Annotated in this window: 20 protein-coding genes and 1 pseudogene; 12 read left to right on the top strand and 9 right to left on the bottom strand. The window is 73.2% G+C overall.

Annotated features, from left to right (window positions below):
* Positions 1-2: 2 nt before the first annotated feature.
* The 4 genes from DMH12_RS17425 (at position 3) to DMH12_RS17440 (ending at position 4761) form a co-directional block, all read left to right on the top strand.
* Entirely contained in the window at positions 3-944 is a 942-nt protein-coding gene (locus DMH12_RS17425) for a hypothetical protein (protein ID WP_125492503.1), read from the top strand.
* Positions 945-1127: 183 nt separating this feature from the next.
* A complete protein-coding gene (locus DMH12_RS17430) occupies positions 1128-2339 on the top strand; it encodes a helix-turn-helix domain-containing protein (RefSeq protein WP_125492504.1) in 1212 nt (403 codons plus the stop codon).
* Between the two features lie 139 nt (positions 2340-2478).
* Positions 2479-4035, top strand: a complete 1557-nt coding sequence (locus DMH12_RS17435) for a substrate-binding domain-containing protein (protein ID WP_125492505.1) — start codon at positions 2479-2481, stop codon at positions 4033-4035.
* A 57-nt stretch (positions 4036-4092) separates the two neighbouring features.
* Complete coding sequence (locus tag DMH12_RS17440; protein WP_125492506.1) at positions 4093-4761, top strand: histidine phosphatase family protein; 669 nt, start codon at positions 4093-4095, stop codon at positions 4759-4761.
* A 29-nt stretch (positions 4762-4790) separates the two neighbouring features.
* Here DMH12_RS17440 and DMH12_RS17445 read toward each other — a convergent pair whose 3' ends face one another.
* Entirely contained in the window at positions 4791-5444 is a 654-nt protein-coding gene (locus DMH12_RS17445; RefSeq protein WP_125492507.1) for a DUF4360 domain-containing protein, read from the bottom strand.
* 171 nt (positions 5445-5615) lie between these two features.
* Positions 5616-6074 (bottom strand): Rrf2 family transcriptional regulator, encoded by a 459-nt coding sequence (locus tag DMH12_RS17450; RefSeq protein ID WP_122620561.1) that lies wholly within the window; start codon positions 6072-6074, stop codon positions 5616-5618.
* Between the two features lie 94 nt (positions 6075-6168).
* On the opposite strand from DMH12_RS17450, the gene DMH12_RS17455 reads away from it, so the two are divergent.
* Entirely contained in the window at positions 6169-8922 is a 2754-nt protein-coding gene (locus tag DMH12_RS17455) for a beta-galactosidase (protein ID WP_125492508.1), read from the top strand.
* Positions 8923-8934: 12 nt separating this feature from the next.
* On the opposite strand, the gene DMH12_RS17460 is transcribed toward DMH12_RS17455, so the two are convergent.
* From DMH12_RS17460 to DMH12_RS17475, 4 genes are read right to left on the bottom strand one after another with little or no spacing between them, the layout of a single operon-like run.
* The gene (locus DMH12_RS17460; RefSeq protein WP_125492509.1) at positions 8935-10440 is read right to left on the bottom strand and encodes an alpha-N-arabinofuranosidase; all 1506 of its coding nucleotides are present in this window, start codon (positions 10438-10440) and stop codon (positions 8935-8937) included.
* Between the two features lie 26 nt (positions 10441-10466).
* Positions 10467-11330, bottom strand: coding sequence for a carbohydrate ABC transporter permease (locus DMH12_RS17465; protein ID WP_125492510.1), 864 nt, complete (start codon positions 11328-11330; stop codon positions 10467-10469).
* Entirely contained in the window at positions 11327-12268 is a 942-nt protein-coding gene (locus tag DMH12_RS17470) for a carbohydrate ABC transporter permease (RefSeq protein WP_125492511.1), read from the bottom strand. The genes DMH12_RS17465 and DMH12_RS17470 overlap by 4 nt, the downstream gene beginning before the upstream one ends.
* Positions 12265-13617, bottom strand: coding sequence for an extracellular solute-binding protein (locus tag DMH12_RS17475; RefSeq protein ID WP_125492512.1), 1353 nt, complete (start codon positions 13615-13617; stop codon positions 12265-12267). Before DMH12_RS17475 ends, DMH12_RS17470 begins: the two co-directional genes overlap by 4 nt.
* Positions 13618-13859: 242 nt before the next feature.
* On the opposite strand from DMH12_RS17475, the gene DMH12_RS17480 reads away from it, so the two are divergent.
* The 5 genes from DMH12_RS17480 to DMH12_RS17500 all read left to right on the top strand — a co-directional run bounded on the left by DMH12_RS17480 (position 13860) and on the right by DMH12_RS17500 (position 19481).
* On the top strand, positions 13860-15107 hold the full coding sequence (locus tag DMH12_RS17480) for an MAB_1171c family putative transporter (protein ID WP_125492513.1): 1248 nt from the start codon (positions 13860-13862) through the stop codon (positions 15105-15107).
* Between the two features lie 109 nt (positions 15108-15216).
* Positions 15217-15726 carry a toxin gene (locus DMH12_RS17485; RefSeq protein ID WP_260474242.1) on the top strand — a complete coding sequence of 170 codons (510 nt, stop codon included), beginning with the start codon at positions 15217-15219 and terminating at the stop codon, positions 15724-15726.
* Positions 15723-16880: an MAB_1171c family putative transporter gene (locus tag DMH12_RS17490; protein WP_260474243.1), complete on the top strand. Its 1158-nt coding sequence runs from the start codon at positions 15723-15725 to the stop codon at positions 16878-16880. The genes DMH12_RS17485 and DMH12_RS17490 overlap by 4 nt, the downstream gene beginning before the upstream one ends.
* The gene (locus DMH12_RS17495) at positions 16877-18088 is read left to right on the top strand and encodes an MAB_1171c family putative transporter (protein ID WP_125492515.1); all 1212 of its coding nucleotides are present in this window, start codon (positions 16877-16879) and stop codon (positions 18086-18088) included. Before DMH12_RS17490 ends, DMH12_RS17495 begins: the two co-directional genes overlap by 4 nt.
* A complete protein-coding gene (locus tag DMH12_RS17500; RefSeq protein ID WP_125492516.1) occupies positions 18078-19481 on the top strand; it encodes an FAD-dependent monooxygenase in 1404 nt (467 codons plus the stop codon). Before DMH12_RS17495 ends, DMH12_RS17500 begins: the two co-directional genes overlap by 11 nt.
* 33 nt (positions 19482-19514) lie before the next feature.
* On the opposite strand, the gene DMH12_RS17505 is transcribed toward DMH12_RS17500, so the two are convergent.
* Both DMH12_RS17505 and DMH12_RS17510 read right to left on the bottom strand, forming a co-directional pair.
* A complete protein-coding gene (locus DMH12_RS17505) occupies positions 19515-20378 on the bottom strand; it encodes an SMP-30/gluconolactonase/LRE family protein (RefSeq protein ID WP_125492517.1) in 864 nt (287 codons plus the stop codon).
* Complete coding sequence (locus DMH12_RS17510; protein WP_125492518.1) at positions 20375-21148, bottom strand: IclR family transcriptional regulator; 774 nt, start codon at positions 21146-21148, stop codon at positions 20375-20377. Before DMH12_RS17510 ends, DMH12_RS17505 begins: the two co-directional genes overlap by 4 nt.
* Positions 21149-21308: 160 nt before the next feature.
* Between DMH12_RS17510 and DMH12_RS17515 the strand changes: the two genes are divergently transcribed.
* Complete coding sequence (locus tag DMH12_RS17515; RefSeq protein ID WP_185832377.1) at positions 21309-21914, top strand: hypothetical protein; 606 nt, start codon at positions 21309-21311, stop codon at positions 21912-21914.
* Positions 21915-21933: 19 nt separating this feature from the next.
* Here DMH12_RS17515 and DMH12_RS17520 read toward each other — a convergent pair whose 3' ends face one another.
* Positions 21934-22641 carry a FadR/GntR family transcriptional regulator gene (locus DMH12_RS17520; RefSeq protein ID WP_125492519.1) on the bottom strand — a complete coding sequence of 236 codons (708 nt, stop codon included), beginning with the start codon at positions 22639-22641 and terminating at the stop codon, positions 21934-21936.
* Positions 22642-22828: 187 nt separating this feature from the next.
* Here DMH12_RS17520 and DMH12_RS17525 point away from each other — a divergent pair.
* Positions 22829-23521 (top strand): annotated as a pseudogene (locus DMH12_RS17525) (SLC13 family permease); the annotation flags it as partial.
* Between the last annotated feature and the right edge of the window lie 78 nt (positions 23522-23599).

Raw genomic sequence — 23599 nt, forward strand, 5'->3', positions numbered from 1 at the left:
CCATGCGTCCGACCTCATCCCGCACCCGGCTCGCCACCGTCTCCGCGCTGACCGCCCTCGGCGCCTTCGCCTCCCTGGGCACGGCGACGGCCGCCGGCCCCACGCTGAACGGCGAGTGGGCTCCCTTCACCCGCTGCCCCGTAGACGCCCCGGCGATGCTGGCCGCCGACGGCGTCGAGAAGACCCCGCAGTGTGTGGTGTCCACCTCCGCCAGCGGCTCCATCAAACTGGGCAACACCACGGTGGTCACGGGCCGGACCAACCTGCAGATCGGCGTCGTGCAGAACGCGGACGGCACCAGCTCGGTCGTCGCCCCGGCCTCCGGCGCGCTCGTCGCCGAGCCCGCCTCCGTGCCCGGGGGACTGCTCGGCCTGATGTGCCCGAGCGACATCTTCGTGATCACGGGCATCTGCGAGTCGCTGGAGAACTCCAGCCTCAACAAGATCACCGCGACCATGGAGTCCGTCGGCGCGCCCTACGCCTTCGACCAGACCGCGGGCGTCCTCACCGACATGCCGATCGTGGCCCTGCCGGTCCGCATCCACCTGGAGAACCCGCTGCTCGGCGACAAGTGCTACATCGGGTCCGCCGCCAAGCCGATCGTCCTGCGGCCGGAGAACCGCAACTTCCCGGACTTCGGGATGTCCTTCTTCCGGGGCGACGGCACCGTGGACGAGGCCGGCGAGATGAGCCGGATCAACCTCACCGGCGCCACCCAGAACGACAGCACCTTCGCGGTGCCCGGCGCCACCGGCTGCGGCCTGAACGTCGGTCTGATCAACGCGGCGGTCAACGCGAAGACCGGACTGCCCTCCGCCGCCGGGAACAACAGCCTGACCCTCGCCAACACCCAGACCCACCTCACCGGCCTCAACGCGCCCGGGACCGTCGTCCCCGACGCCGGCCGGGTACTGGCCGAGAACTGGCACTCCGCCGTCAACTAACGGCCAAAGGTGCACACAACAAGCGCACGATTGCTCCCCAAGAGATGTACATCACACCCAAGTTGATTTACCGTCGGCTAGCCAAGCCGGTGAACGCCTGGTGGACCGGCCAGGTTCCACCCCACGCGAGACGGAACCCGGCCGGCCATCCCACCGGACATGTCGCAGAGCAAGGGAATACTCATGCCCTCCATCGCGCGTCCTTCGGTGCTCGGTGAACCGCTCGACCCCCTGCCCAAGAAGTTCGCGGCCTTCATGCGGCCGCTGCTCCCGGGGCTGCTGAACGAGATACGCATCGAGGTCACCCGCAGCTACCCGGTGTACGGCAGGCTGCTCAACGGCCCGGACGGGGACGCGATCCGGCAGGGGGTCGAGCAGGCGCTGACCGCCTTCGTGGACCGGATCGACAACCCCGGCAGCAGCTCGGAGGTGCGGAACGAACTGCTGCGCAGGTTCGGCAGGGTGGAGGCCTACGAGGGCCGCGACCTGGAGGTCCTGCAGGGCGCCTACCGGCTCGGCGCCCGCATCGCACTGCGCCGGGCCAAGACCCTGGGACGGCAGTACAGCCTCTCCCCCGCGCTGATCCTCGCCTTCGCCGACGCCCTCTTCGCCTACGTCGAGGAGCTGGAGGCGATCACCCGCGAGGGGTACGCGGAGGTCCGGGAGCGGGCGGCCTCCGAGGAGTCCGCGTTACGAAGACAATTACTCCACTTCCTGCTGACCGCCTCGCCGCTGCCCCGGACGACCATCTCGGAACTGTGCAAGGCCGCCGCCTGGGAGCTGCCCCGGTCGTGCTTCCTCGTCGCCCTGCACCATCCGGCGCCGGAACACCTCCAGACGGCACTCGACCGGGACGTCCTCACCGACCTGGACATCCCGCAGCCGCACCTGCTCGTCCCCGGGGACCTGACCCCCGCCCGCCTCGACATGCTCCGTACGGCGCTGGACGGCACCCGCGCCGCGCTCGGCCTGACCGTACCGGTCGCGCAGGCCGCCGACTCCGTCCGCTGGGCCCGCCGTGTGCTGCAGCTCGTTGACGACGATGTCATCCCCGACGGTCCGCTGATCCGCTGCGAGGATCACCTGACGACGCTGTGGCTGCTGTCCGACTCCGCCCTCGTCGACCGGATCGCGGCGCGTGAACTGGCCCCGCTCGACGAGCTGCCCGCCAGACGGCGCGACCGGCTCGTCGAGACCCTCCGCGTCCACGTCTCCACCCGGGCGCCGGCCGAGCAGGTCGGCGAGGTGCTGGGCGTGCACGCCCAGACCGTCCGCTACCGCCTGCGGACACTGGACGCCTACCTCGGCGACCGGCTCGCCGACCCCGACCACCGGTTCGCCATCGAGGTCGCCCTCCGCTCGCTGCACCTGCGCGGCCACGACGGCACGGACTGATCCCGCGTCGGGCGAACACCGGGTGTCGCAGATGGCCTGCGGGTGAATTCGAACGGCAGACTCACCGAATCCGCGGGCCCCTTCCCCTCCCCGCCGCCACCATGGCCTCCCATGTCACCGTCCTGAGGGGGAGGCGGACGTGAGTCTGTCGTGGGAGTCCGTGGCCGCCGTCCTGGGTCTGACGGTGCCCGTCGTGGCCGCGCTGTGGGAGTTCGTGCTGGCGGGCCGCAAGAGGCTCGGCTACCGCGTCCAGTTGGACACCACCATCCGGGACTCGGCCGCCTCGGGGCCGGAGACGACGGTGCTCCAGCGCATGCAGTGGGACGGGACGAACCTGCGCGACCCGTCGGTCGTGCTGCTGCGGATCGAGAACGCCGGCTGGAGCCCCGTGGTCGCCGACGACTACGTCGCTCCCGCCAACGACCCCGTGGGCATCAGCATCGCCTTCCCCGGCCGCCGGGTGGTCGGCATGACGGTGACGGAGCGCAGTCCCCAGGTGCCGCCCACCTTCTTCGTCCCGGGAGCCGAGGGGTTCGAGACCACGGGCAGGGTCATCAAGCTGCCCAAGGTGATACTGAACCGCAGGGCGCACTACAAGGTCCTGGCGGTCCTGGACCGTGAAGAGGGCTTCACCGAGCCCGAGTTCCCCGAGCCGGAGGTCACCGCGGGGGTCGTCGGCGGAGTGCGCGGCGGGAACATCAAGAAGACCGCGTACTACCCGTTCGCCTCCCGGCAGGTCCGCTGGCTGCTCGCCTCGCTCATCCTGGTGAGCGCCACCCAGTCCGCGCTCACCTTCGCCGGGGGAGACGACACGGCCGCGCCGCTGGACTGCGCCGCCGGGACGCTGCACCTGTCGGGTTCCACGGCCTTCGCGCCGGTGCTGCGGGAGGCCGCGGAGCAGTACGAGCGGACCTGCCCGGACGCCCGTATCCCGCTGACCGCCAACTCGTTCAAGGGCAGCGTCGACGGTCTCGACACCCTCGCCGCCGCGGGCGCCGACGCCGCACTCACCGACGGCCGGGGCCTGGGGAACAGGCTGTCGTTCAGCGACGGGCCGAAGTCCGACGGCCGTCCGCAGCTGCTCCCCCGACCCGTCGCCCTGTCGCTGTTCACGCTGGTCGTGCACGAGAACGCCGGGGTCCGGGACCTGTCCCTGAGGCAGGTCCGGGACATCTACGCCGGGCGCGTCACCGACTGGAGCCAGGTCGGGGGCAACGACGTACCCGTCCGCCTGGTCAGCCGGAACCCCGGCTCGGGCACCCGGACCACGCTGGAACAGCAGGTCCTCGGCGGCCGGGCGCTCCCGGCGGTCACCACGGCCGACTGCGCGGGGCTGGCTCCGGACCGGCCGGGCCGCTGCGAGGTGGGCGGTACCGCGACCCTGCTCGACACGGTGGCCTCCACCCCGGGCGCCCTCGGCCACAGCGAGGTCGGCGCCGCCTCGGCGCGGGACGACGTCCGGCAGGTCCGCATCGACGGCTACCCGGCCACCCTGGAGGGCGCCGACGAGGGGGCGTACCCGTACTGGCAGACGGAGATCGCCTACACCTACGGCGAACCGCCGGCCGACTCGATCGCCGCGGGCTTCCTGCGCTACCTCGCCGACGAGGTCGGCAAGGACGTCATCCGCTCCAAGGGCCACCGCCCCTGCTCCGAACTGGACAAGCCCCTGCTCTGCCGCCCGGACGGGGCGTGAGGCGGGGATGGCACAGTGGGGAGTCCCCGTCCCGGCTCAAGGGAGACTGATCCGTCGATGCGACTGCTGCTCATACGGCACGGCCAGACCCCGTCCAACCTCAAGCACCTGCTGGACACGGCCGCACCCGGTCCCGCGCTGACACCGTTGGGGCAGGAGCAGGCGGACGCGCTCCCTCAGGCGCTGGCGGCGGAGCGGATCGACGCCCTCTACGCGTCGACGCTGCTGCGCACCCGGCTCACCGCGGCGCCGCTGGCGGCCCGGACGGGTCTGGAGATCGTGGTGCGGGACGGCATCCGGGAGCTGTCCGCCGGTGATCTGGAGATGCGGGGCGACCGGGAGGCCGTCGAGACGTACCTGACCACCGCGCTCGCCTGGTCGGCGGGGGACACCGCGCGCCGTGTGCCGGGCGGGGAGAACGGCGTGGAGGCGCTGGCGCGTTTCGACGCCGTGGTCGAGGAGGCCGCGGCCACCGGGGCCGGGGCCGTGGCCATGGTCAGTCACGGCGCCGTGATCCGTACGTGGGCGGCGGCCCGGGCGGAGAACATCGACGCCGGCTTCGCCGCCGCCCACGGGCTGGGGAACACCGGTGTCGTCGTCCTGTCCGGCGCCCCGGACGCGGGATGGCGCGTCCTGCACTGGGAGGGCCGGCCCGTCGGCCCCGAGGACGGCGGCCCGCGCGAGGGCGGTCCCGCCGGGGAGAGCGTCGAGGACGCCGCCGGCTGACCGCCGGGGGCCCGCGGGCCGGCCGCCGGTCAGGACTCCGGGCACTCCTTCCACGCCAGGTGGTAGACGGTGCTGATGTCGCCGTCCGTCGAGTCCATCGTCATGAAGCTCACCTTGGCGGGGTCGGAGGTGCCCGTGCTCACCCGCAGCTCCGTGTTGATGTTGAAGTTGCGCTGCACCCCGCAGGGCGCCCAGACCAGCTGGGCCCAGTCGGTGGTGTCGGTGGCCTGCCAGTTGTCGTTGAGCGGGCCGCCGAAGGGGTGGGTGCGGAACTCCGTGTTCGGGGAGCCCTGGAAGTAGTACGAGGCCCGCTGGGTGCCCTTGGCGCCGGACTGGAGGGCCGCGAAGCCGCGGTAGTCGGCGCTGGCGACGGCGTAGGTGAAGCCCTGCGGGACGTGGACGAGCAGGTTGAGCTGGCAGTTCTTGCGGAAGTCGGTGGGCGCGGAGTCGCCGCCCGCCTTGGCGAGGTAGTCGCTGTAGGTGACGGTGAACGCGGTGTTGTCGTCGGAGACGGCGACGGCCGCCGTGCCCTGCGGACAGCCGGAGCCGTTCACCGTGGCGACCTTGATGACGATCTTGTCCGGCGGCGGGTCCTCGAACCCGCCGGAGGGCTGGTGCTGCGCGGGCAGCGCGGAGGTGAGCAGTGCGGCGATGGTGCCGCTCAGGAGCAGGCCCGTGGCCATGCGTCTCCCATCCCGGTCAGTGGGGGGTGAATGTTTAATGCGTTCGCCATCTACACGTGTTCTGCACATGACATTCACGCAACGTCCGCATCGTAGGGACGCCCGCCGGGTGCGGACAGATGCCTCCCCGGCCATTCACACCGGCCGGTTCCCACCCCGTACGCCTGTGACCTAGGGGTTCTCCCAGGCGGCCGGTTCCGCCGCCAGGGCCCGGACCGGGTCCGGCAGCGCGTCCGCCGCGAGGTCGGCGATGGTCACGCCCTCCAGGATCCGGCGCACGTTGGCGCGCAGCGCCACCCACAGCGGCAGCAGGGGCCCCGCCGTGCCCGTGTACACCAGCCCCGTCGGCCGCTCCCCGCGCACGGAGACGATCGGGCCGTCCACCGCCCGGATCACGTCGGCCACCGTGATGGCCGACGCCTCGCGCGCCAGCCGGTACCCGCCGCCCCCGCCGCGCCGGCTCTCGACGATGCCGCCACGCCGGAGATCACCGAGGATCCCCTCCAGAAATTTGTGCGGAATGTCCTGGACGGTGGCCACGTCCTCCGCCTTGACCGGCCGGTCGTCCTGCTGGACGGCCAGTTCCAGTACCGCCCGCACCGCGTAGTCCGCACGCGCCGAGATCCTCATACCGACCATTGTGCGGTCCGCTGGAAGAATGGCCGGGCACAGACGGTCCCGCTCACGCGGCAGCACCGGAAGCACGGCAACAGGAGAGGCTCCCTTGGAGCTCAGCAGTCTCAGCAGACGAGCGTTCAGCGCCCTCGCGGGCACCACCGTCCTCGGGCTCGCGCTCGGCGGCAGCGTGAGCGGCGCGGCGCTGACCGGTCCCCCCGGCCCCGTGCCCACCGGCCCGCCGCCCGGGCCGCCCGGCGCCGACGGGCGGCGCCACCGGGTCGCCCTGGACCGGTACTCCCTGCTGGTGGACGGCAGACGGCTGTCGCTGTGGTCCGGTGAACTGCACCCCTTCCGGCTGCCCAGCCCGTCCCTGTGGCGGGACGTGCTCCAGAAGATGCGGGCGTACGGCCACAACGCGGTCAGCGTCCGCCTCGCCTGGAACCAGCACTCCCCCGCCCCGGGCGCGTACGACTTCACCGGCGTCCGCGACCTCGACCTGTTCCTGCGGACGGCCGCGGAGAGCCGTCTGTACGTCGTGGTCCACCCCGGCCCGTACATCGGCGCCGACGTGGACGCGGGCGGCCTGCCCGGCTGGCTGGCGGCCACCGGGGCCCGGCCCAGGACCACCGACCCCGCCTACCTGCGCCACGCCGACGAGTGGCTGAGCCGGGTCAACTCGGTCGTCGCCCGGCACCAGTTCACCCGGGGCACCGGCACCGTCCTGCTCTACCGGGCCGACGCCCCCGACCGCGCCGGCCTGACCCACCTGCACGAGCGGATCCGCGCCGACGGCATCGACGTACCCCTGCTGCACGCCGGCACCACCCTCGCCTGGGACGAGCCGGAGCGGACCCGGGACGCCGCCGAGGCGCGGCGGGTGCACCTCGACGGCCTGGCGCGCGGGACCACGCTGCACAACGTCCGCATGGCCTACGGCGGCACCTCGTGGGGCTGGCTGCCCGCGCCGTCGGCGCCCACCCCCGCCTACGACCCGGCCGCCGCCATCGACGAGGCGCGCCGGCCCACCGCCGAACTCGCCCCGCTCCACCAGCTCGGGCACCTGCTGCGCCACGTCCCCGACTTCACCCGGCTCGACGAGGCGGCTCAGGTCCGGGCCGCGGACGCCCGCGTCCAGGTGCGGCACCTGGCCAACCCGGACACCGGCGCCCACGCCTACGTGCTGCGCAACGACTCCGCCGCCGCCGTCACCTCCACCGTCCCGATGGACGGGACCGACGTCGAGGTCACCGTCCCCGCCCGCGACGCCAAGCTGCTCGCCACCGGCCTCCACCTGGGCGCGGGACGGAAACTGGCGTACGCCACCGTGCAGCCCATGCTGTCCCTGAGCGTGGGGCGGGTGGACATCGCCGCGTTCGTGGGGCGGGCCGGGGAGATGGCGCACCTGGTCCTCGACTGCCCGCAGGAGCCCTGGCCGACCCGGCTGGACGAGGAGGCCGCCTGGGTGTTCGACCACGGAAAGCTGCACGTGACCGTCCCGCTCAAGGAGGACCGGCTGACCCGAGTGCGGGTGCGCGGCGCCGATTCCGACCGCACCCTGCTGCTGCTCCTCGCCGACGACGCCGCCTCACTGCGGCTGTGGCCGTACGAGACGCCGTCGGGCCGGGTCCTGGTCCGCGGCCCGGAACTGCTGCGCGAGGCCGTGCTGGACGGGGACACGATCCGGCTGGCCGGTGACACCGTCGACGAGCGCGAGCTGGAGGTGTGGGCGCCGCGCGGCATCGGCCGGGTCACCTGGAACGGCACGGCGGTGCAGGCGTCCCTCGGCCGCGCCCAGAGCCTGATGACGGTGTGGCCGCTGCCCGGCGTGCCCGAGGTGGCGCTGCCCGGACTCGACGGCTGGCGTCGCCGGACCGAGAACCCCGAGTCCGCGCCGGAGTACGGCGACTCGGGGTGGACGGTCGCCGACCGGCGGACCTCGCACAGCACCACCCCGGTGCCCGGCGGACAGCCCGTGCTCTTCGCCGACGACTACGGCTACCACTACGGCGACGTCTGGTACCGCGCCCGCCTCACCGGGGCCGCCGGTCTGGAGTCGGTCTCCCTGTCCTACGCCACCGGCGCGCGCGGCCTGCTGATGGCGTGGCTGGACGGCGAACCGCTGGGCGTCCACCGTCCGGACGGCGGGGACGACGGGCCGGACACCCGGACCGGCACGGCCGAACTGGGCGTGCCGGCGGCTCTGCGCGGAACCCGGCGGGAGCGCGCCGACGGCGGCGACTCGGCCGTCCTGTCCGTTCTGGTCCGGCGCACCCAGCACGGCCAGGACGACCCGCGGGCGGCCCGCGGACTGACGTCGGCCGCCTTCGAGGGGGCCTCGCCCGACGTGCGCTGGCGGATCCGGGGCGCGGTCGCGCCCGACCCCGTGCGCGGGCCGCTCAACCACGGCGGGCTGTACGGGGAACGGCACGGCTGGTACCTGCCGGGGTACGACGACGGCGACTGGGAGAAGGCGTCCCCGGCGGACCTCCCGCGCGAGGACCGGCGCCAGGGCGTGACCTGGTACCGGACCACGTTCCGGCTGGACGTGCCGCCGGAGGTGGACGCCTCGGTCGGCCTCGTCCTCGACGACGCCCCGGACGGCGACCACCGCGTCCAGGTCTTCCTGAACGGCTGGAACATGGGCGAGTACGCGGCCGGCGGCACCGGCGCGGCCCACACCTTCGTCCTGCCCAACGGCATCCTGCGCACCCGGGCCGCCGCCAACACCCTGGCCCTGGCGGTGCTGGCCGACGGCGAGTCGGCACCGGGGCCCGGGACGGTACGGCTGGAGCTGCTGGGCAGCGCGGCCGGAGGGGTACCGGTGAAGCCGGTCGCCTCCCCCGGCCGGCGCGGCGGCTGACCGGGCCGGGGCTCAGCGCAGCCGGATCACGTTCCAGGACAGCGGCTCCAGTACGGCGGTCAGGGTGCCGTCCCGCAGCGCGGTGCCGTCCACCGGGTGCGGGGCGACCCGTTCGGGTTCGGCGAGCGTGTTGCGGGCGTCCGGGTCGGCGTCCGCGAGGGCGCTGTGCTCGACGACGTCCGTCAGCTCCAGGGCGCCGAGGGCGACGTGCAGCGGCAGCGGCTCGGTGCGGGAGCGGTTGACGGCGAAGACGGTGACCGAGCCGTCCTCGGCGCGCACGGCCGTCGCGTGCAACAGGTCGGCCTCGCCGTACTTCGCCGTCCCGTACGTCGGTGAGTCCACCCGCACGTCGAGGACCTCGCCGCGGCCGTACCGCGAGGCCTGCGCGAACGGGAAGAACGTGGTCTGGCGCCAGGCCGGGCCGCCGGGCTCGGTCATGATCGGGGCGATGACGTTGACGAGCTGGGCGAGGCAGGCGACGGCGACGCGGTCGGCGTGCCGGAGCAGGGCGATGAGGAGCGAGCCGAAGACGACCGCGTCCATGACGCTGTAGTTGTCCTCCAGCAGGCGGGGTGCCTCGGGCCAGTCCAGGGCGCTCACCTCGGCCTGCGACTTCGACATGTACCAGACGTTCCACTCGTCGAAGGAGAGGTTGATCCGCTTCTTCGACTTGAGCCGGGCGCCGATGTGGTCGCAGGTGGCGACCACGTTCTCGATGAACGACTCCATGTCCACGGCGGAGGCGAGGAAGGAGTCGACGTCACCGTCGAGCGGCTCGTAGTAGGCGTGCAGGGAGATGTGGTCTACGAGGTCGTACGTCTCCTCGAGGACCGTCGCCTCCCACGCGGCGAAGGTCTCCATGGACTGGCCGGACGAACCGCAGGCGACGAGTTCGACGTCCGGGTCGATCTGGCGCATGGCCCGCGCGGTCTCGGCGGCGAGCCGCCCGTACTCCTCGGCGGTCTTGTGGCCGGTCTGCCAGGGGCCGTCCATCTCGTTGCCGAGGCACCAGAGCCGGATGCCGAAGGGGTCCTTGTCCCCGTGCTCGGCCCGCAGGTCCGACAGCGTGGTGCCGCCGGGGTGGTTGGCGTACTCCTGGAGTTCCAGCGCCTCGGCCACGCCCCGGGTGCCGAGGTTGACCGCCATCATGGGCTCGGCCTGCGGGCCGACCTTCCGGAGGAAGGCGATGTACTCGGACAGGCCGAAGCGGTTGGTTTCCGTGGAGCGCCAGGCCAGGTCGAGGCGGCGGGGGCGGTCCTCGGCCGGACCGACCGAGTCCTCCCACTTGTATCCGGAGACGAAGTTGCCGCCGGGGTAGCGCACGGCGGTGACGCCGAGTTCCCGGACGAGGTCCAGTACGTCCCCGCGCAGCCCGTCGGCGTCCGCGGCGGGGTGTCCGGGTTCGAAGATGCCGGTGTACACGCAGCGGCCGAGGTGCTCGACGAAGGAGCCGAAGAGGCGGGGGTCGACCTCACCGATGGTGAAGGCGGGGTCGAGGGTGAAGCGGGCGGTTCGCATGGTGTCCTTTCGAAAGGGGGCTCCGGCTACTGGCCGGCGAGGCCCGTGTGGGCCACGCCCGCGACGATCTGGCGTTGGAAGAAGACGAAGACGACGATCAGGGGGAGGCCCGCCATCAGGCCGCCGGCCATGAGCTGGGCCCACTGGATGCCGTAGGAGTTCATGACGGTCGCGATGCCGTTGGGCATGGTCATCAGGTCGGGGTTGTTGGTGACCATGTACGGCCACAGGAAGTTGTTCCACGAGCTGATGAAGGTGAAGATGCCGACCGCCGCCAGCGAGGGGCGGGACAGCGGCACGATGACGGTGAAGAAGACCCGCCAGCGTCCCGCGCCGTCGATGAAGGCGGCCTCCTCCAGTTCGCGCGGGATGCCCTGGAAGAACTTGTAGAGGATGTAGACCATCGCGGCGGGCGCGCACTGCGGCAGGATCATCCCCCAGTAGGTGTCGACCATCCCCATCTGCTGGACGCTGGTGAACAGCGGGACGCCGAGGACGGCCGGGGAGATCATGAGGCCGGCCATCACCACGCCCATCAGGACGCCCTTGCCCCGGAACTCGGTGCGGGCGAAGCCGTAGCCGGCGAGCGCGGAGACCAGCAGCACGACGGTCGTCACGCACACCGACACCACCAGGGAGTTGACGAACCAGTCGGTGATGTTGCCGGTCTCGAAGAGGGCCTGCCACGCCTGGCCCGTCCAGTCCTCGGGCAGCCAGTGGGTCGGCACCTGGACGGCCTCGGTCTCCGACTTGAGTGAGGTGAACAGGGCCCACGCGAGCGGGGCGAGGAACACCGCGGAGACGGCGGTGCCGAGCAGGGTGAGCACGATCTGGCCGGGCGTCCAGGACCTGCGGGGTCCGGTCGGGGCCTGCGTCGCCGCGGTGGTCATCGGCCGCCCTCCTCACGGTTGCGCAGCAGCCACATCCGGGCGAGGGCGACGGCCGCGATGAGCACGAAGAAGATGATGGAGATCGCGGAGGCGTAGCCCACGCGGTAGCTGGTGAAGCCCTGTTCGAGGGTGTACTGCACGAAGGTGCGGGTCGAGTCCTCGGGACCCGGCCCGAAGTCCTGCATCACGACGGCCTGGTCGAAGACCTGGAGCGAGGCGAGGATCTGGAGGGCGACGACGAGACCGGTGATGTTGCGCAGCATCGGCAGGGTGATGTGGACCGTGCGGTGCCAGGCGTTCGCGCCGTCCAGCTTGGCGGCCTCGTAGAGGTGGGCGGGGATGCCCTGGAGCGCGGCGAGGTAGAGCAGGAAGCTGAAGCCGACGGTCCACCACAGGGTGGTGATGACGACGGCCAGCATGGCGTAGGACTTGTCGGTCAGCCACGGTGTCCCGAGGCCGAAGACGTGATTGACCATGCCGTTGCCGGGGTTGAACAGCCACTGCCAGAGGTTGGCGGCGACGGTGGACGGCAGCAGGAACGGCAGGAAGAAGCAGAGCCGCCACAGCCACTTGCCGCGCTCGATGTGGTGGGCGAGCATCGCGAGGAGGAAGGCGAGGACGGTGATGCAGGGCACGACGAGCAGCGTGAAGTACGCGCTGTGGCCGAACGCGTCCCACATCAGCGGGTCCTGGAGGGCCTCGCGGTAGTTGTCCAGGCCGATGAAGCTCGCCTGGTCGCCCGAGATGTTGGCGTCGGTGAAGCTGAGGTAGAGACCGCGCAGCAGCGGCCAGACGACGAAGAGCGCGAAGAGCGCGAGGAACGGGGCGACGAACCAGCCGCCGTGCTGGAAGCCCTGGCGGCGGCGGAGCGTGGCGCCGGCGACGGCGGTCCTCGCGCGTGCCGGGCGGACGATCGTCTCGGCGCCGGTGGCGGTCATGCGGCACCTCCCCGCGCGGCGGTGCCGTCCATGGGGTTCTTCATGGCGAGCAGTTCGGCGAGCGTGCTCCGCATCCGGCGGGCGGCGGCCTCGGGCTTCGCCGAGCCCGTGGTGGAGGAGACGACGACCGGGCCGACGCGCTGGGCGAGGATGCCGGTGGACCCGGCGAACCACACCTTCGGCTCGGTGGCCTGGTGGTCCATCGCCGAGACGTACTCGTTCTGCGGGCGCAGCGCGCGGTAGGCGGCCGTGGACAGGGTCGGGGTGTACGCGGGGATGTGGCCGCCGGCCGCCCACTGCCGGGCGTGCCGGACGACGTAGGCGGCGAGGCGGTGCGCGCCCTCGTTGGCGGCGCCCCCGCGGTCCGACTGGTGGGGCAGGACGAAGGCGTGGGACTCGGCGTGGGTGGCCCGCCTGCCGAAGACGGGCGGCAACGGGGTCGCCCCGTAGTCGAGTTCCGCGGCGTCGAAGACCGGCACGGACCAGTTGCCCTCCCAGGCGAAGGGAGAGCCGTTGACGAACTGCTCGCCGCCCGCGGTGCCGCCGAAGCCGGGGTTGGCGTAGCCGTCGGCGACGTGCTTACGCAGGAACTCCAGGACCCGGGTGGCCTTGTCGGTGTCGAAGGTGACCTCGGTGCGGGCGTCGTCGAACCAGGTGCCGCCGAGCTGGGTGTAGAAGGCGACGAAGAACCACCACTGGAAGTTCTGGTCGCTGTGCCACAGGCCGATGGTCTGCAGGCCCTTCGCCGTGGCCTTCCTGGCCTCCTTCAGCACGTCGAACCACTCCTCGGTGGAGGTGACGGGCACCATCCGGCCGTCCGCGCCGAGCAGGCCCGCCTTCTTCAGGACGTCCCTGCGGTAGAAGCAGAGCTGGACGTGGACGTCGAGCGGCAGGGCGTAGAGCCTGCCGTCGACGACGGCGCGCTTCCACAGCTCGGGGTTGAAGTCCTCCTCCCGCACCCCGTACTTGGCGAGCAGCGCGGGGTCCCAGGGGTCCAGGAGGCGGCCGGGCGAGAAGCCGGTGACGCGGCCCAGGTGCATGACGCCGAGGTCCGGCGCGCGGTTGCCGGCCGCCGCCATGGCGAGCTTGGTGTAGAAGGGGCTGCCCCACTGGAGGGTCGAGTCCTTCACGTCGATGCCGGGGTTGTCCCTGCGGAACGCGTCCAGCATGGCGATCATGTTGTAGCCGTCGCCGCCGCTGAAGAGGTTCCAGTAGCGCACGCGGGTGTCCGCTCCGGAGGCGAGTGCGTCGGCCCCGCTGCCGAGCGCCGCGAAGCCGAAGCTGCCCGCGACCGTGAGGCCGCCCGCCGCGGCCAGGAAGTGCCTGCGATCCAGGCCAGGTCGTGCCATGCCCTGCCCCATCTGTTCGACATCTGTCCGACATTGGTTGTTCGATATTTCGAATAGCGCTCGTAACTTCGAACGGGACCGTAGGTGGCAAGCGCTTGCGCGTCAATGGTTCGAGCAGGAACTCGGGCCGGTACTCCGGAATCCGGCCCTCCGGACAACGGAACTCGCCTGACGCGGACACGTCCGGCCGCGTAGGCTCGTACGGCCTTGGATGCGGCTGCGAGCGAGAGCGGAGGGACGCGATGGAGTCCGCGGGCGCGGCCACCGGTCCGGCCTCGTTCCTCAGCGCCTTCTACACGTCCTACTGGTGGATCCCCGCCGCGGTCCTGGCCACCGCCCTGGCGATCAAACTGCCGACGATCATCCGGCTCTGGAAGGATCCGCTGCTGCGCGCGGTCGGCGGTCTGCTGCTGCTGGCCTGCGCGGTGTTCGTGTTCGTCGCCCCCTCGACCATCGTCTGGGTCAACCGCGTCACCGGCGTGCCGAACATCTCGGCGCCCTGGGTGTACTCGCTGCTCACCGCGTTCTGCGGCGCCTGCCTGGTGCTGATCATCGCCTGGCGCGACGGAGTCTCCGAAAGCTCGGCCCCGACCCGCCGGGCCACCCGCTGGGTCGTCTCCGTCTACGGCGGGGTGATCGTCGCGCTCTGGGTGCTGTTCGCCCTCGCCGACGTGCCCGTGGAGCGCACCCGGGACCTGGACACCTACTACGCCAACACGCCCTTCATGCGCGAGGAGATCCTGCTCTACCTCCTCGCGCACACCACCGCCGTCCTCATCACCTCACGGCTGATCTGGAACTGGATCCGCACCGGCGGATTCGACGCCTGGCTGCGCCGGGGACTGCGGTTCCTGGGCGTCGGCTACGCGCTCAACCTGGCCTTCGACGCCGCCAAGCTCACCGCCGTCGTGGCCCGCTGGACCGGCAACGACCTGGACTGGCTCAGCCTGGACGTGGCCCCGGCCCTGGCCTGCCTGTCCGCGGTGTCGATCGCGGTCGGCTTCATCCTGCCGCACGCCGGCCAGTACCTCCGCGAGCGGCGGCGGATCCGGCTGGCCCACCGCGAACTGCGGCCGCTGTACCGGCTGATGCGCAACGTGCACGGCTCGGGGGTGCCGTTCGTCCTGCGGGCCAGCCCCGAACTGCGCCTGACCCGCCGCGAGACCTTCATCCGCGACGTCCTGCTCCCGCTGGCCCGCCGCACCGACGAACGGCTGGGCGCGCGCTCGTACCGCGCCGCCCTCGGTCTCGGGTTCGCCCCGGAGCGGGCGAAGGCGCTCGCCGCTGCCGTGGTGGTCCTCGACGCGGTCGACGCCCGTCCCGGCACGGACGACGGCGGCGGCGGCGAGGACAGCGGTGGCGAACCCGACACCACGGACCTCCTGAACGGGATCGGGGCCGTCTCCCGCGCCCTCGGCCACCCCGAGGTGCTCCGTGAGGTCCGGGCGCGCGCGCTGGCACCCGGGGACACCATGGCGGTCACCGAGTGACCGGGACGGACCTGGAACTGGCCCGGACGGCCCCCGTCTTGGCATATTGCACTGGTGACCGAGCAGCAGCCGGGGAAACGGGGAGACAGCGGTGCGTACCAGGAAGGAGATGCGTCGCCTCGCTGACGCCCTCATCGACCCCATCCGGGTCCCCGTGCCGGCGGATCCCGAGGTGCTGTTCGAGGCGCTCGTCGCGTCCGTGAGCGCGTGGCGGGGCCGCGAGGTGGTCGTGCACCGGGCGGCGTTCCCGCCGCACACCGCGAGCGGGCTCTGGCTGGAGCGGGAGCACCACGACGACATCGTGGTGGACGAACGCGCCGCGGTGTGGCACCAGATCGTCATCCTCTGCCACGAGGTGTGGCACATGAGCAGGCGGCAGGCGGAGGCGGACGGCGCCCCGGACGGCCTGCCCCGGCCGGTCGCCGCGCGCACCGACTTCTCCCTGGCCGAGGAGCAGGAGGCGGACCGCTTCGGCATGCTGATGGGCGGCCGGCTGCGCACCTGGCTGGAGGCCTCCACCGACTCGGTGTTCGCGGCGGAGGGCGACGGACCGGAGGACCCGCCCGACCTCGCCGGACGCATCGGCGCCGCGCTCAACTACCGCGGGACGACCAGATGAACGGGCTGATCAACTACGTCAGCTGCGGAGTGCTGTGGCTCTGCCTGGTGGTCAAGGCGCCCGACCTGCTGCGGCACCGGCGCGATCCGTATCTGGGCGCCATCTGCGCGGTCCTGGGGCTCGCCGGGCTCTGCTTCCTGCTCGGCGCGCCGCCGACGGTCGGCGCCGTCAACCACCTCAGCGGGGTGCCCAACCTCGCGGCACCGCTCACCTACGCGGCCATCACCGGGTACTGCGCCGCCTCCCAGGTCCTCATCGTGCGCTGGCGGGGCGGGCCCCGGGTGGACGGGACGGCGCGCCGGTGGACGCTCGCCTACGCCGCCGTGGTCCTCGGAATCGGCGTGCTGTTCGCGCTGGGCGACGCGCCCGTGGAGCGCCGTACCGACCTGGACACCTACTACGCGACGACCCCGTTCATCGCCCAGATGATCGTGCTGTACCTGGTCGCGCACCTCACCGCGGGCACCGTCACGTCCTTCTCGGCGCTGCGCTGGGCGCGGCGGGTGCGGGGCGGGCTGCGCGCGGGCCTGACGCTCCTAGGCGCCGGTGCGCTGTGCGGCGCCGGGTACAGCACGGCCAAGCTCGTCGCGGTGGGCGCGCGCTGGTCCGGGCGGGACTGGTCGGTGCTCGGCACCACCGTCTCCCCGGCCGCCGCCGGGCTCGGCGCCCTGCTGACGGTCGTCGGCGTGCTCGTCCCGCTGGTGGCGCCCCGGGTGTCCGAGTGGCGGCGGGCGGGGCGGACGTACGCCCGGCTCGGGCCGCTGGAGCGGGTGCTGGACGACCTGCTCACCCGGCGGGCACTGCGGCTGCCCCGGCCCCGGTTCGCCTCGCCCGCCACCCGCCTGATGTGGCGCCAGACGAGCATCCACAACGCGCTCGGCCATCTGGACGCCTATCTCGACCGGGACCTGTACGACCGGACCCGCGCCGGGGTACTGGCGGCGACGGACGACCCGGAACGGGCCGAGGCCGCCGCCTGGGCCGCGGTGATCACCGAGGCGGCGCGGCGCGAGGCGGATCCGGCGCGGGCCGTCGCGGCGGCCGCGGGCGGCGGCTCTCCCCCCGGCGCCGGCCCCCGCCGCCGTGCCGAGCGGTACGACCACGGCGGGAACCGCGTGAACGAAACCCCGCACGAGAGGAGTTGTCCGGCATGAGTCTCGTCGTGTACCTGGCGGCGCTGGTGTTCGGCATGACCTCCGTGCTGCTGTTCCGGCGGCCGCGCACGGCCATGCGCAACCCGCTGACGCTGTCCACCTGCGTGGCGATCGTCCTCGGCGCCCTGGTCTTCGTGTGCGCCGCGCCGGCCACCCTCGCCACCGTCAACGAACTCACCGGCGTCCCCAACTTCGGGGCCCCGCTGACCTACGGCATGCTCTCCGCGTACAGCTGCGCCGTGCTGGTGCTGCTGATCAACTGGCGGGGCGGGCCCCGGGCGCGGGTGCGGCGCATGGTGCTGCGCACCATGGCCGCCTACGGGCTGCTGGTGGTCGCCATCGTCGTGCTGTTCCTGCTCGCCGACGCGGACACCGAGCGGCTGACCGACCTCGACACGTACTACGCGGGTACGCCCTTCATGCGGGAGATGATCCTGCTGTACCTGCTGGGGCACAGCGCGGCGATGCTGGTGATGTGCGCGGTCTGCGTCAAGTGGGGCCGCGAGGTGGGCGGCCTGCTGCGGGCCGGGCTGCGGCTGATCCTGCTGGGCGCGGCGCTGGACGTGGTGGGGTTCCAGCTGACCAAGTACACGGCGGTGGTGGCCCGCTGGACCGGTCACGACCTTGACTTCCTCTCCACCTCGGTGGCACCGCCGATGGCCTCGCTGGCCGCGCTGCTGTGCTCGGCCGGGTTCGTGCTGCCCAGACTGCTGCCGCCCGTGGTCGCCCACTGGCGGGGGCTGGACGACTACCGGCGGCTGGATCCGCTGTGGTCGCTGGTGCGTTCGGTGTCCACCGCCCCCAAACCGCCGGCGAGCTGGTGGCAGCTCCCGCAGGCCCGGCTCCAGTGGCGCGAGGTGTCCATCCACGACGCCCTGCTCACGCTGGCGCCGTACTTCGACCACCGGGTCCGCGAGCGGGTGCGGGACACCGCCCTGCGCGCGGGCCGCTCCCCCCACCAGGCCCGGCTGGCGGCGGAGGCCGCCATGCTCACCGACGCGGCGCGCCGGGCCGCCGCGCGCGAGGAACCGCCGCAGGGCGCCGCCACCTACCGGCTGCACGCCACCGAAGTGCCCGGCCCGAGCGGGCTGGTGGAGCTGGCGCAGGCACTGCCTCACCCGCCCGGGCGGGCCACCGCGCCCGACGGCGCGGCACCGTCCGCCACGACCCGAACCCTGACCGAACCCGAGGAGCCCCATGTCGCGTAGAGCTGTCGTCGTCGGTGCCGGTCTGGCCGGCATGCTGGCCGCGGCCGTGCTGTCCGCCGCCGGTGTGGACGAGGTGATCGTGCTGGACCGCGACGAGCTGCCCGAGGGGCCGCACCAGCGCCGGGGGCTGCCGCAGGGCCGGCACGCGCACCTGCTGATGACCGGCGGGCTCGCGGCCATGGAGGAGATCGTGCCGGGGGTGAGCCTGGGCAAGCGGCTGCTGGCCGCCGGGGCCCACGAGATATCCCTCAGCTCCGGCATGCTGGCCCTCACCCCGGAGGGCTGGCTGCGCCGGTGGCGGCGCGAGGGGCCGGTGATGCTCACCTGCACCCGGGCGCTGGTGGACTGGACGGTGCGGGCCGCGGTGCTGGAGCAGGCGCGGGTCGAGGTCCGCAGGGCCGCGGTGGTCGGGCTGACCGGGTCCACGGAGCGGGTGCGCGGGGTGCGGATCGCCGCGCCCGGCGGGGACACGGACCTCGACGCCGACCTGGTCGTCGACGCGAGCGGACGCGGCACCCGGGTGCTCGGCTGGCTGGAGGGCCTCGGGGTGTCCGGCGTCCGGACGCGGACCGTGGACTCGGGGCTGGTCAACGCCTCGCGCGTGTACCGGGTACCGGCCGGGGCCGAGCGGTTCCCGCTGGCCATCGTGCAGGCCAACCCGTACGTGGGCCGGCCGGCCCGGAGCGCGATGGTCATGCCGGTGGAGGGCGACCGCTGGCTGGTGAGCTGCGGCGGCTCGCGCGGCGGTGAGCCGCCGGCCGACCCGGAGGGGTTCCTGCGGTACACGCTCGATCTGCCGGACCCCCTCGTGGGGCGGCTGATCTCCGGCGCGGAACCGCTCACGGACGTCCATCTGAGCCGTTCCACCAGCAATGTGCGCCGCTACCTGGAGAAGGCGCCGGTCTGGCCGGAGCGCTTCGTGGTCCTCGGTGACGCGCTCGGCACCTTCAACCCGGCCTACGGGCAGGGCATGTCGGTGGCCGCGTTCGGCGCGCGCGTCCTCGGCCGCGAACTGGAGCGGACGGGCGGCGTCGACGCGCCCGGTCTCGCCCGGCGGGTGCTGCGGGGCGCGGCCCGCTCGGTGGACGCGGCGTGGTCGATGGCGGTCGGCCAGGACGTCCTCTACCCCGGGGTGCGCGGCGGGCGGCCCGGCGCCACCGACCGGGTGGTGACGGCGTACACCCGGCGCATGACGAGGGCGGCCACCGGCTCCTTCGCGGCGGCCTCGGCGATCTGGGACGTCACGAGCATGCGCACCCCTGCGACCCGCATGTTCCGCCCCGACGCCGCCCTGGCCGCCCTGACGGGCTCGCCGCTGCCCCCGCTGTCCGGCCCGCCCCTGACCCCGGAGGAGCGCGGGGTACTGGGCGCGCTGGACCGCACGGGGGCCTGACGGCTCCTCAGCCGGCTCCGGCGGGAGCCCGGGTCAGCCCGCGAACGCCGGCTGCGGCAGACCCCGGCCCGCGTCCGGGACCACCAGGAGGGAGCCCGCGAGCGGGGGCGGCGCCGGCAGGCCCACGCGGGCCGTGGTGAGGTACAGGTCGGTCAGGCCGGGGCCGCCGAAGGCGCAGGCGGTGACGCGCGGGACGGGCAGCGGGAGCACGCGGTCGAGGGCGCCGGACGGGGTGTAGCGGCGTACCGCGCCGCCGTCCCACAGGGCGACCCAGACGCCGCCGTCGGCGTCGACGCAGAGGCCGTCGGGGAAGCCCGCGCCGTCCTCGATCACGGCCAGCGGACGGCGGCCCGTGATCCGGCCGTCGGCGGGGTCGGTGTCGAAGACGTCGATGCGCCGGGTCGGGGTGTCGACGTAGTACATCAGCCGGCCGTCCGGGCTCCAGCCGGTGCCGTTGCTCACCGTCACGTCGTCGAGCACGACCTCGGCCGTGCCGTCCCCGGTGAACCGGGTCAGCGTGCCGCCGCCGGCCGCCTCGTCGTAGCGCATGGTGCCCGCCCAGAGGCTGCCGTCGGGGGCGACGGCGGCGTCGTTGGCGCGGCGGCCGGGAACGGCCTCGCGGTGCAGCCAGCGGAAGGCGCCGTCGGGATCGAGCAGCCCGATCCCGTCGCGCAGGTTGAGGACGAGCCCGCCGCCCGCGCGCGGTTTCACGGCGCCCACGTGCTGGTCGGTGCGGCGCACGGTGCGCCGCCCGGTGGCCGGGTCGTAGGTGTGGACGCGGGAGTTCAGGATGTCGATCCACAGGAGCCGGCCGGTCGCCGGGTCCCAGGTGGGCCCCTCGCCGAGGGCCGCCTCCGCTTGGACGGCCACCTCGCACGCCGTACCGCCGGCCGTCACGCCGCCCCCCGGTGTCCGAGCCGCTCGGACAGCTCGGCGGCGCCCTTGACGGCCAGCTCCTCCAGCTCAGCGAGGCGCTCCTCGCTCCAGCGGATCATGGGCACGGAGATCGACAGCGCGGCGACGACCCGGCCCGTGCGGTCGCGCACCGGGGCGGCCACGCAGGAGACGTCCGGGTTGGACTCGCGGCTCTCCACCGCCGTGCCGCGCTCTCGGACGCCGGCCAGGGCCTCGCGCAGGGCGGCCGGGTCGGTGATGCTGTTCGGGGTCATCGCGGTCAGCTCGGTGCCGTCGGGGAAGCGCGCGGCGACCTCCGGCTCGGGCAGCGAGGCCAGCAGCATCTTGCCTACGGACGTGCAGTGGGCGGGCAGCCGGCGTCCGGCCGCGGACACCATGCGCACCGCGTGCGTGGAGTCGACCTTGGCGATGTAGATGACGTCGGTGTCCTCCAGGATCGCCACGTGCACGGTCTCGTCGCAGGTCTCGGCGACGCTCCGGGCGACCTGCTGGCCCTCGGCGGCGAGGTCGAGGTGCTCGGCGTAGCGGGCGCCGAGCTGGTACGGGCGCACGCCCAGCCGGTACCGTCCGGGCTGCCCGGCGACCGGGACGATGTACTTGCGGGCGGCGAGCGTGGTGACCAGCTCGTGCACGGTGGTCCGGGGCAGCTGGAGCCGGCGCACGATGTCGGGGGCGGAGAGCGTGCCGTCCCCGTCGAGGAAGAGCTCCAGTATGTCGAGAGCCCGGGTCACGGCGGGTACGAGACGTCCCATGTCCGGCCCCCTCCCTGAGTAAGTTCACGTATGTTCGAGATTTCAACAGGCGATCGGAATCGCGAACACAGGCTACTCATATCGCGTTTGCCGGGGCAATGGCCCTGCGTCGCCGCGCATGGTCCGCGACGGGCGCCGCGCATGGTCCACGATGGTCCCCATGCCCACCGGAAAGCAGCCCGCCGGCCCCTTCACCCCGCGCGACTTCACGCTGGTGCTGCTGCGCCGCATGGCCGACCACAACCCCGGCCCGGTGGAGGACGCCCGGCGCGAGCTGGGTGCCTCGCTCACCGAGATGCGGGAGGCCAACAAGCGCTGGCAGGCGATGCTCCGCTCGCCGCGCTCCCGCTCGGCCGCCGCACGCTACCGCTCGGTCCTGGGCGAACCCGAGTCGACGGCCCCCCGCCGGATCGGCGACCTGGAGTGCGAGGCCCGGCAGTGGGCGCTGCCCCTCTGGCCCGGCCTGCGCTTCGAGGTACTCGTCGCGGACAGGGGCGTGGTCTGGAACGAGTGGCTGGTGCGCGCCCCCGGTGCCGAGGCCCCGGCGCTGCGCACCCTGGACGACCTGACCCCGTGGTGCTGCACGGTCGACGAGGCGGCCCGCGCCTTCGCCCCCGCCCGCCCGCTCCAGGGCTCGGCGCCCACCCGCTGGGGCCTCGCCTTCACCGCCCCGGACCGGGACGGCGTACGCCACGAGGTGGTCGCGGAGTTCACGTGGGGGCTCCTCCAGCGCACGGCGGTCACCGGCCGGACGCCCCTCGGCTAGGGCCTGTACGGGGCCGCGGTCAGCGCTCGTCCTCCGGGTCCCAGTCCAGCAGGCGGACCTTGGCGACGGTGCGGACGTGACGGCGCATCGCGGTGGCCGCGTGCCGGGGCTCCCCGGCGGCGATCGCGTCGAGGATGGCCTGGTGCTGGGCGAGCGAGCGGCCGGGCCGGCCGGGCTGGCGCAGCGACTCGGTGCGGCTCTCGGCGATCTGGTGGGCGATGGAGCGCATGAACTCCGCGAGCAGACTGCTGTGCGCCGCCGCCGTCACCGCCGCGTGGAACAGCCGGTCCCCCTCGACCCCGCCCTCGCCCCGCTCGATCTCCTCGGCCATCACGGTCAGCGCGGCCCGCATCGCCGCCACGTCGTCCGCCGTGCGGCGCTCCGCGGCCAGTTCGGCGAGTTTCGTCTCCAGCGCCTCGCGCGCCTCCAGGACGTCCGGCAGGCGCCGTCGGCGCTCGACCATCTTCTCGACGGGTTCCACGTCGAGGCTGTCCCTGACCAGGTACGTCCCGCCGCCGTGCCGCGCCTCCACCAGGCCCTGGACCTCCAGGACCACGATGGCCTGCTTCACGGAGGCCCGGCTGACGCCGAGCCGCTGGGCGAGGTCCCGTTCGGGCGGAAGCCGGTCGCCGGCCCGCAGGCCGCCCTCGGTGACGTACTGGCGCAGCCGCTCCAGCACCTGCTCGTAGAGGCGCTGCTTGGTCATCGGGCGCAGGGCGTCGGTCACGGAGATCCCCCTCTCGCCGGGAGCCTAGCACCGGGCCCCCGGTGGCCGAGTGGCTGAGCCAATTCCTGCGCGACCCCTTGACGGCGCTCCGGTCGGGGCCCACGCTGACCTGCCAACCGCACCTTCCAAGTGGCTCAGCCACTCAGCCAGTCAGGTTTCCATCAGGACAGCACCCGGGAGCCCCCGCATGTCCCCCGAACTCGTCTCGATCCTCGTCCTGGTCGTGGTGTTCGTCATCGCCACCACCCGCTCCGTCAACATGGGCGCCCTCGCCTTCGCCGCCGCCTTCGGGGTGGGCACGCTCGTCGCCGACCTCGACGCGGACGGCATCTTCGCCGGTTTCCCCGGTGACCTCTTCGTCGTCCTCGTCGGCGTCACCTACCTGTTCGCGATCGCCCGCGCCAACGGCACCACGGACTGGCTGGTGCACGCGGCCGTCCGGCTGGTCAGGGGGCGGGTCGCACTGATCCCCTGGGTGATGTTCGCGCTCACCGGGGCGCTCACGGCGATCGGCGCGGTCAGTCCGGCCGCGGTGGCCATCGTCGCGCCGATCGCGCTGAGCTTCGCCACCCGGTACGCGATCAGCCCGCTGCTCATGGGCACGATGGTGGTGCACGGCGCGCAGGCCGGCGGGTTCTCGCCGATCAGCATCTACGGCTCGATCGTCAACGGCATCGTCGAGCGCGAGGGCCTGCCGGGCAGCGAGGTCGGCCTCTTCCTCGCCTCCCTGATCGCCAACCTCCTCATCGCGGCCGTGCTGTTCGCGGTGCTCGGCGGGCGGAAGCTGTGGGCGCGGGGGTCGGTGCCGGTGGACGGCGCGGCCGGCCCGGCCGAGGCGGCCGGGACGGGTGCCGGCGGGGGGGGGGGGGAGGGGCCCGGCGGTGTCCTTTAAACAATCTGCGCCTGCGAAGGATCACTCTGTGTTGGATTTGGGGGGGGCCGGTGTCACACAAAAGAA

It is taken from the genome of Streptomyces sp. WAC 04229 (assembly GCF_003947455.1).
In the GTDB taxonomy this organism is placed as follows: domain Bacteria; phylum Actinomycetota; class Actinomycetes; order Streptomycetales; family Streptomycetaceae; genus Streptomyces.

Bases quoted from the DNA above. Each gene is read 5' to 3' on its own strand.
- DMH12_RS17425 (WP_125492503.1), top strand. From the start codon at position 3: ATGCGTCCGACCTCATCCCGCACCCGGCTCGCCACCGTCTCCGCGCTG.
- DMH12_RS17430 (WP_125492504.1), top strand. From the start codon at position 1,128: ATGCCCTCCATCGCGCGTCCTTCGGTGCTCGGTGAACCGCTCGACCCC.
- DMH12_RS17440 (WP_125492506.1), top strand. From the start codon at position 4,093: ATGCGACTGCTGCTCATACGGCACGGCCAGACCCCGTCCAACCTCAAG.
- DMH12_RS17445 (WP_125492507.1), bottom strand. From the start codon at position 5,444: ATGGCCACGGGCCTGCTCCTGAGCGGCACCATCGCCGCACTGCTCACC.
- DMH12_RS17450 (WP_122620561.1), bottom strand. From the start codon at position 6,074: ATGAGGATCTCGGCGCGTGCGGACTACGCGGTGCGGGCGGTACTGGAA.
- DMH12_RS17460 (WP_125492509.1), bottom strand. From the start codon at position 10,440: ATGCGAACCGCCCGCTTCACCCTCGACCCCGCCTTCACCATCGGTGAG.
- DMH12_RS17465 (WP_125492510.1), bottom strand. From the start codon at position 11,330: ATGACCACCGCGGCGACGCAGGCCCCGACCGGACCCCGCAGGTCCTGG.
- DMH12_RS17470 (WP_125492511.1), bottom strand. From the start codon at position 12,268: ATGACCGCCACCGGCGCCGAGACGATCGTCCGCCCGGCACGCGCGAGG.
- DMH12_RS17475 (WP_125492512.1), bottom strand. From the start codon at position 13,617: ATGGCACGACCTGGCCTGGATCGCAGGCACTTCCTGGCCGCGGCGGGC.
- DMH12_RS17480 (WP_125492513.1), top strand. From the start codon at position 13,860: ATGGAGTCCGCGGGCGCGGCCACCGGTCCGGCCTCGTTCCTCAGCGCC.
- DMH12_RS17485 (WP_260474242.1), top strand. From the start codon at position 15,217: ATGCGTCGCCTCGCTGACGCCCTCATCGACCCCATCCGGGTCCCCGTG.
- DMH12_RS17490 (WP_260474243.1), top strand. From the start codon at position 15,723: ATGAACGGGCTGATCAACTACGTCAGCTGCGGAGTGCTGTGGCTCTGC.
- DMH12_RS17495 (WP_125492515.1), top strand. From the start codon at position 16,877: ATGAGTCTCGTCGTGTACCTGGCGGCGCTGGTGTTCGGCATGACCTCC.
- DMH12_RS17500 (WP_125492516.1), top strand. From the start codon at position 18,078: ATGTCGCGTAGAGCTGTCGTCGTCGGTGCCGGTCTGGCCGGCATGCTG.
- DMH12_RS17510 (WP_125492518.1), bottom strand. From the start codon at position 21,148: ATGGGACGTCTCGTACCCGCCGTGACCCGGGCTCTCGACATACTGGAG.
- DMH12_RS17515 (WP_185832377.1), top strand. From the start codon at position 21,309: ATGCCCACCGGAAAGCAGCCCGCCGGCCCCTTCACCCCGCGCGACTTC.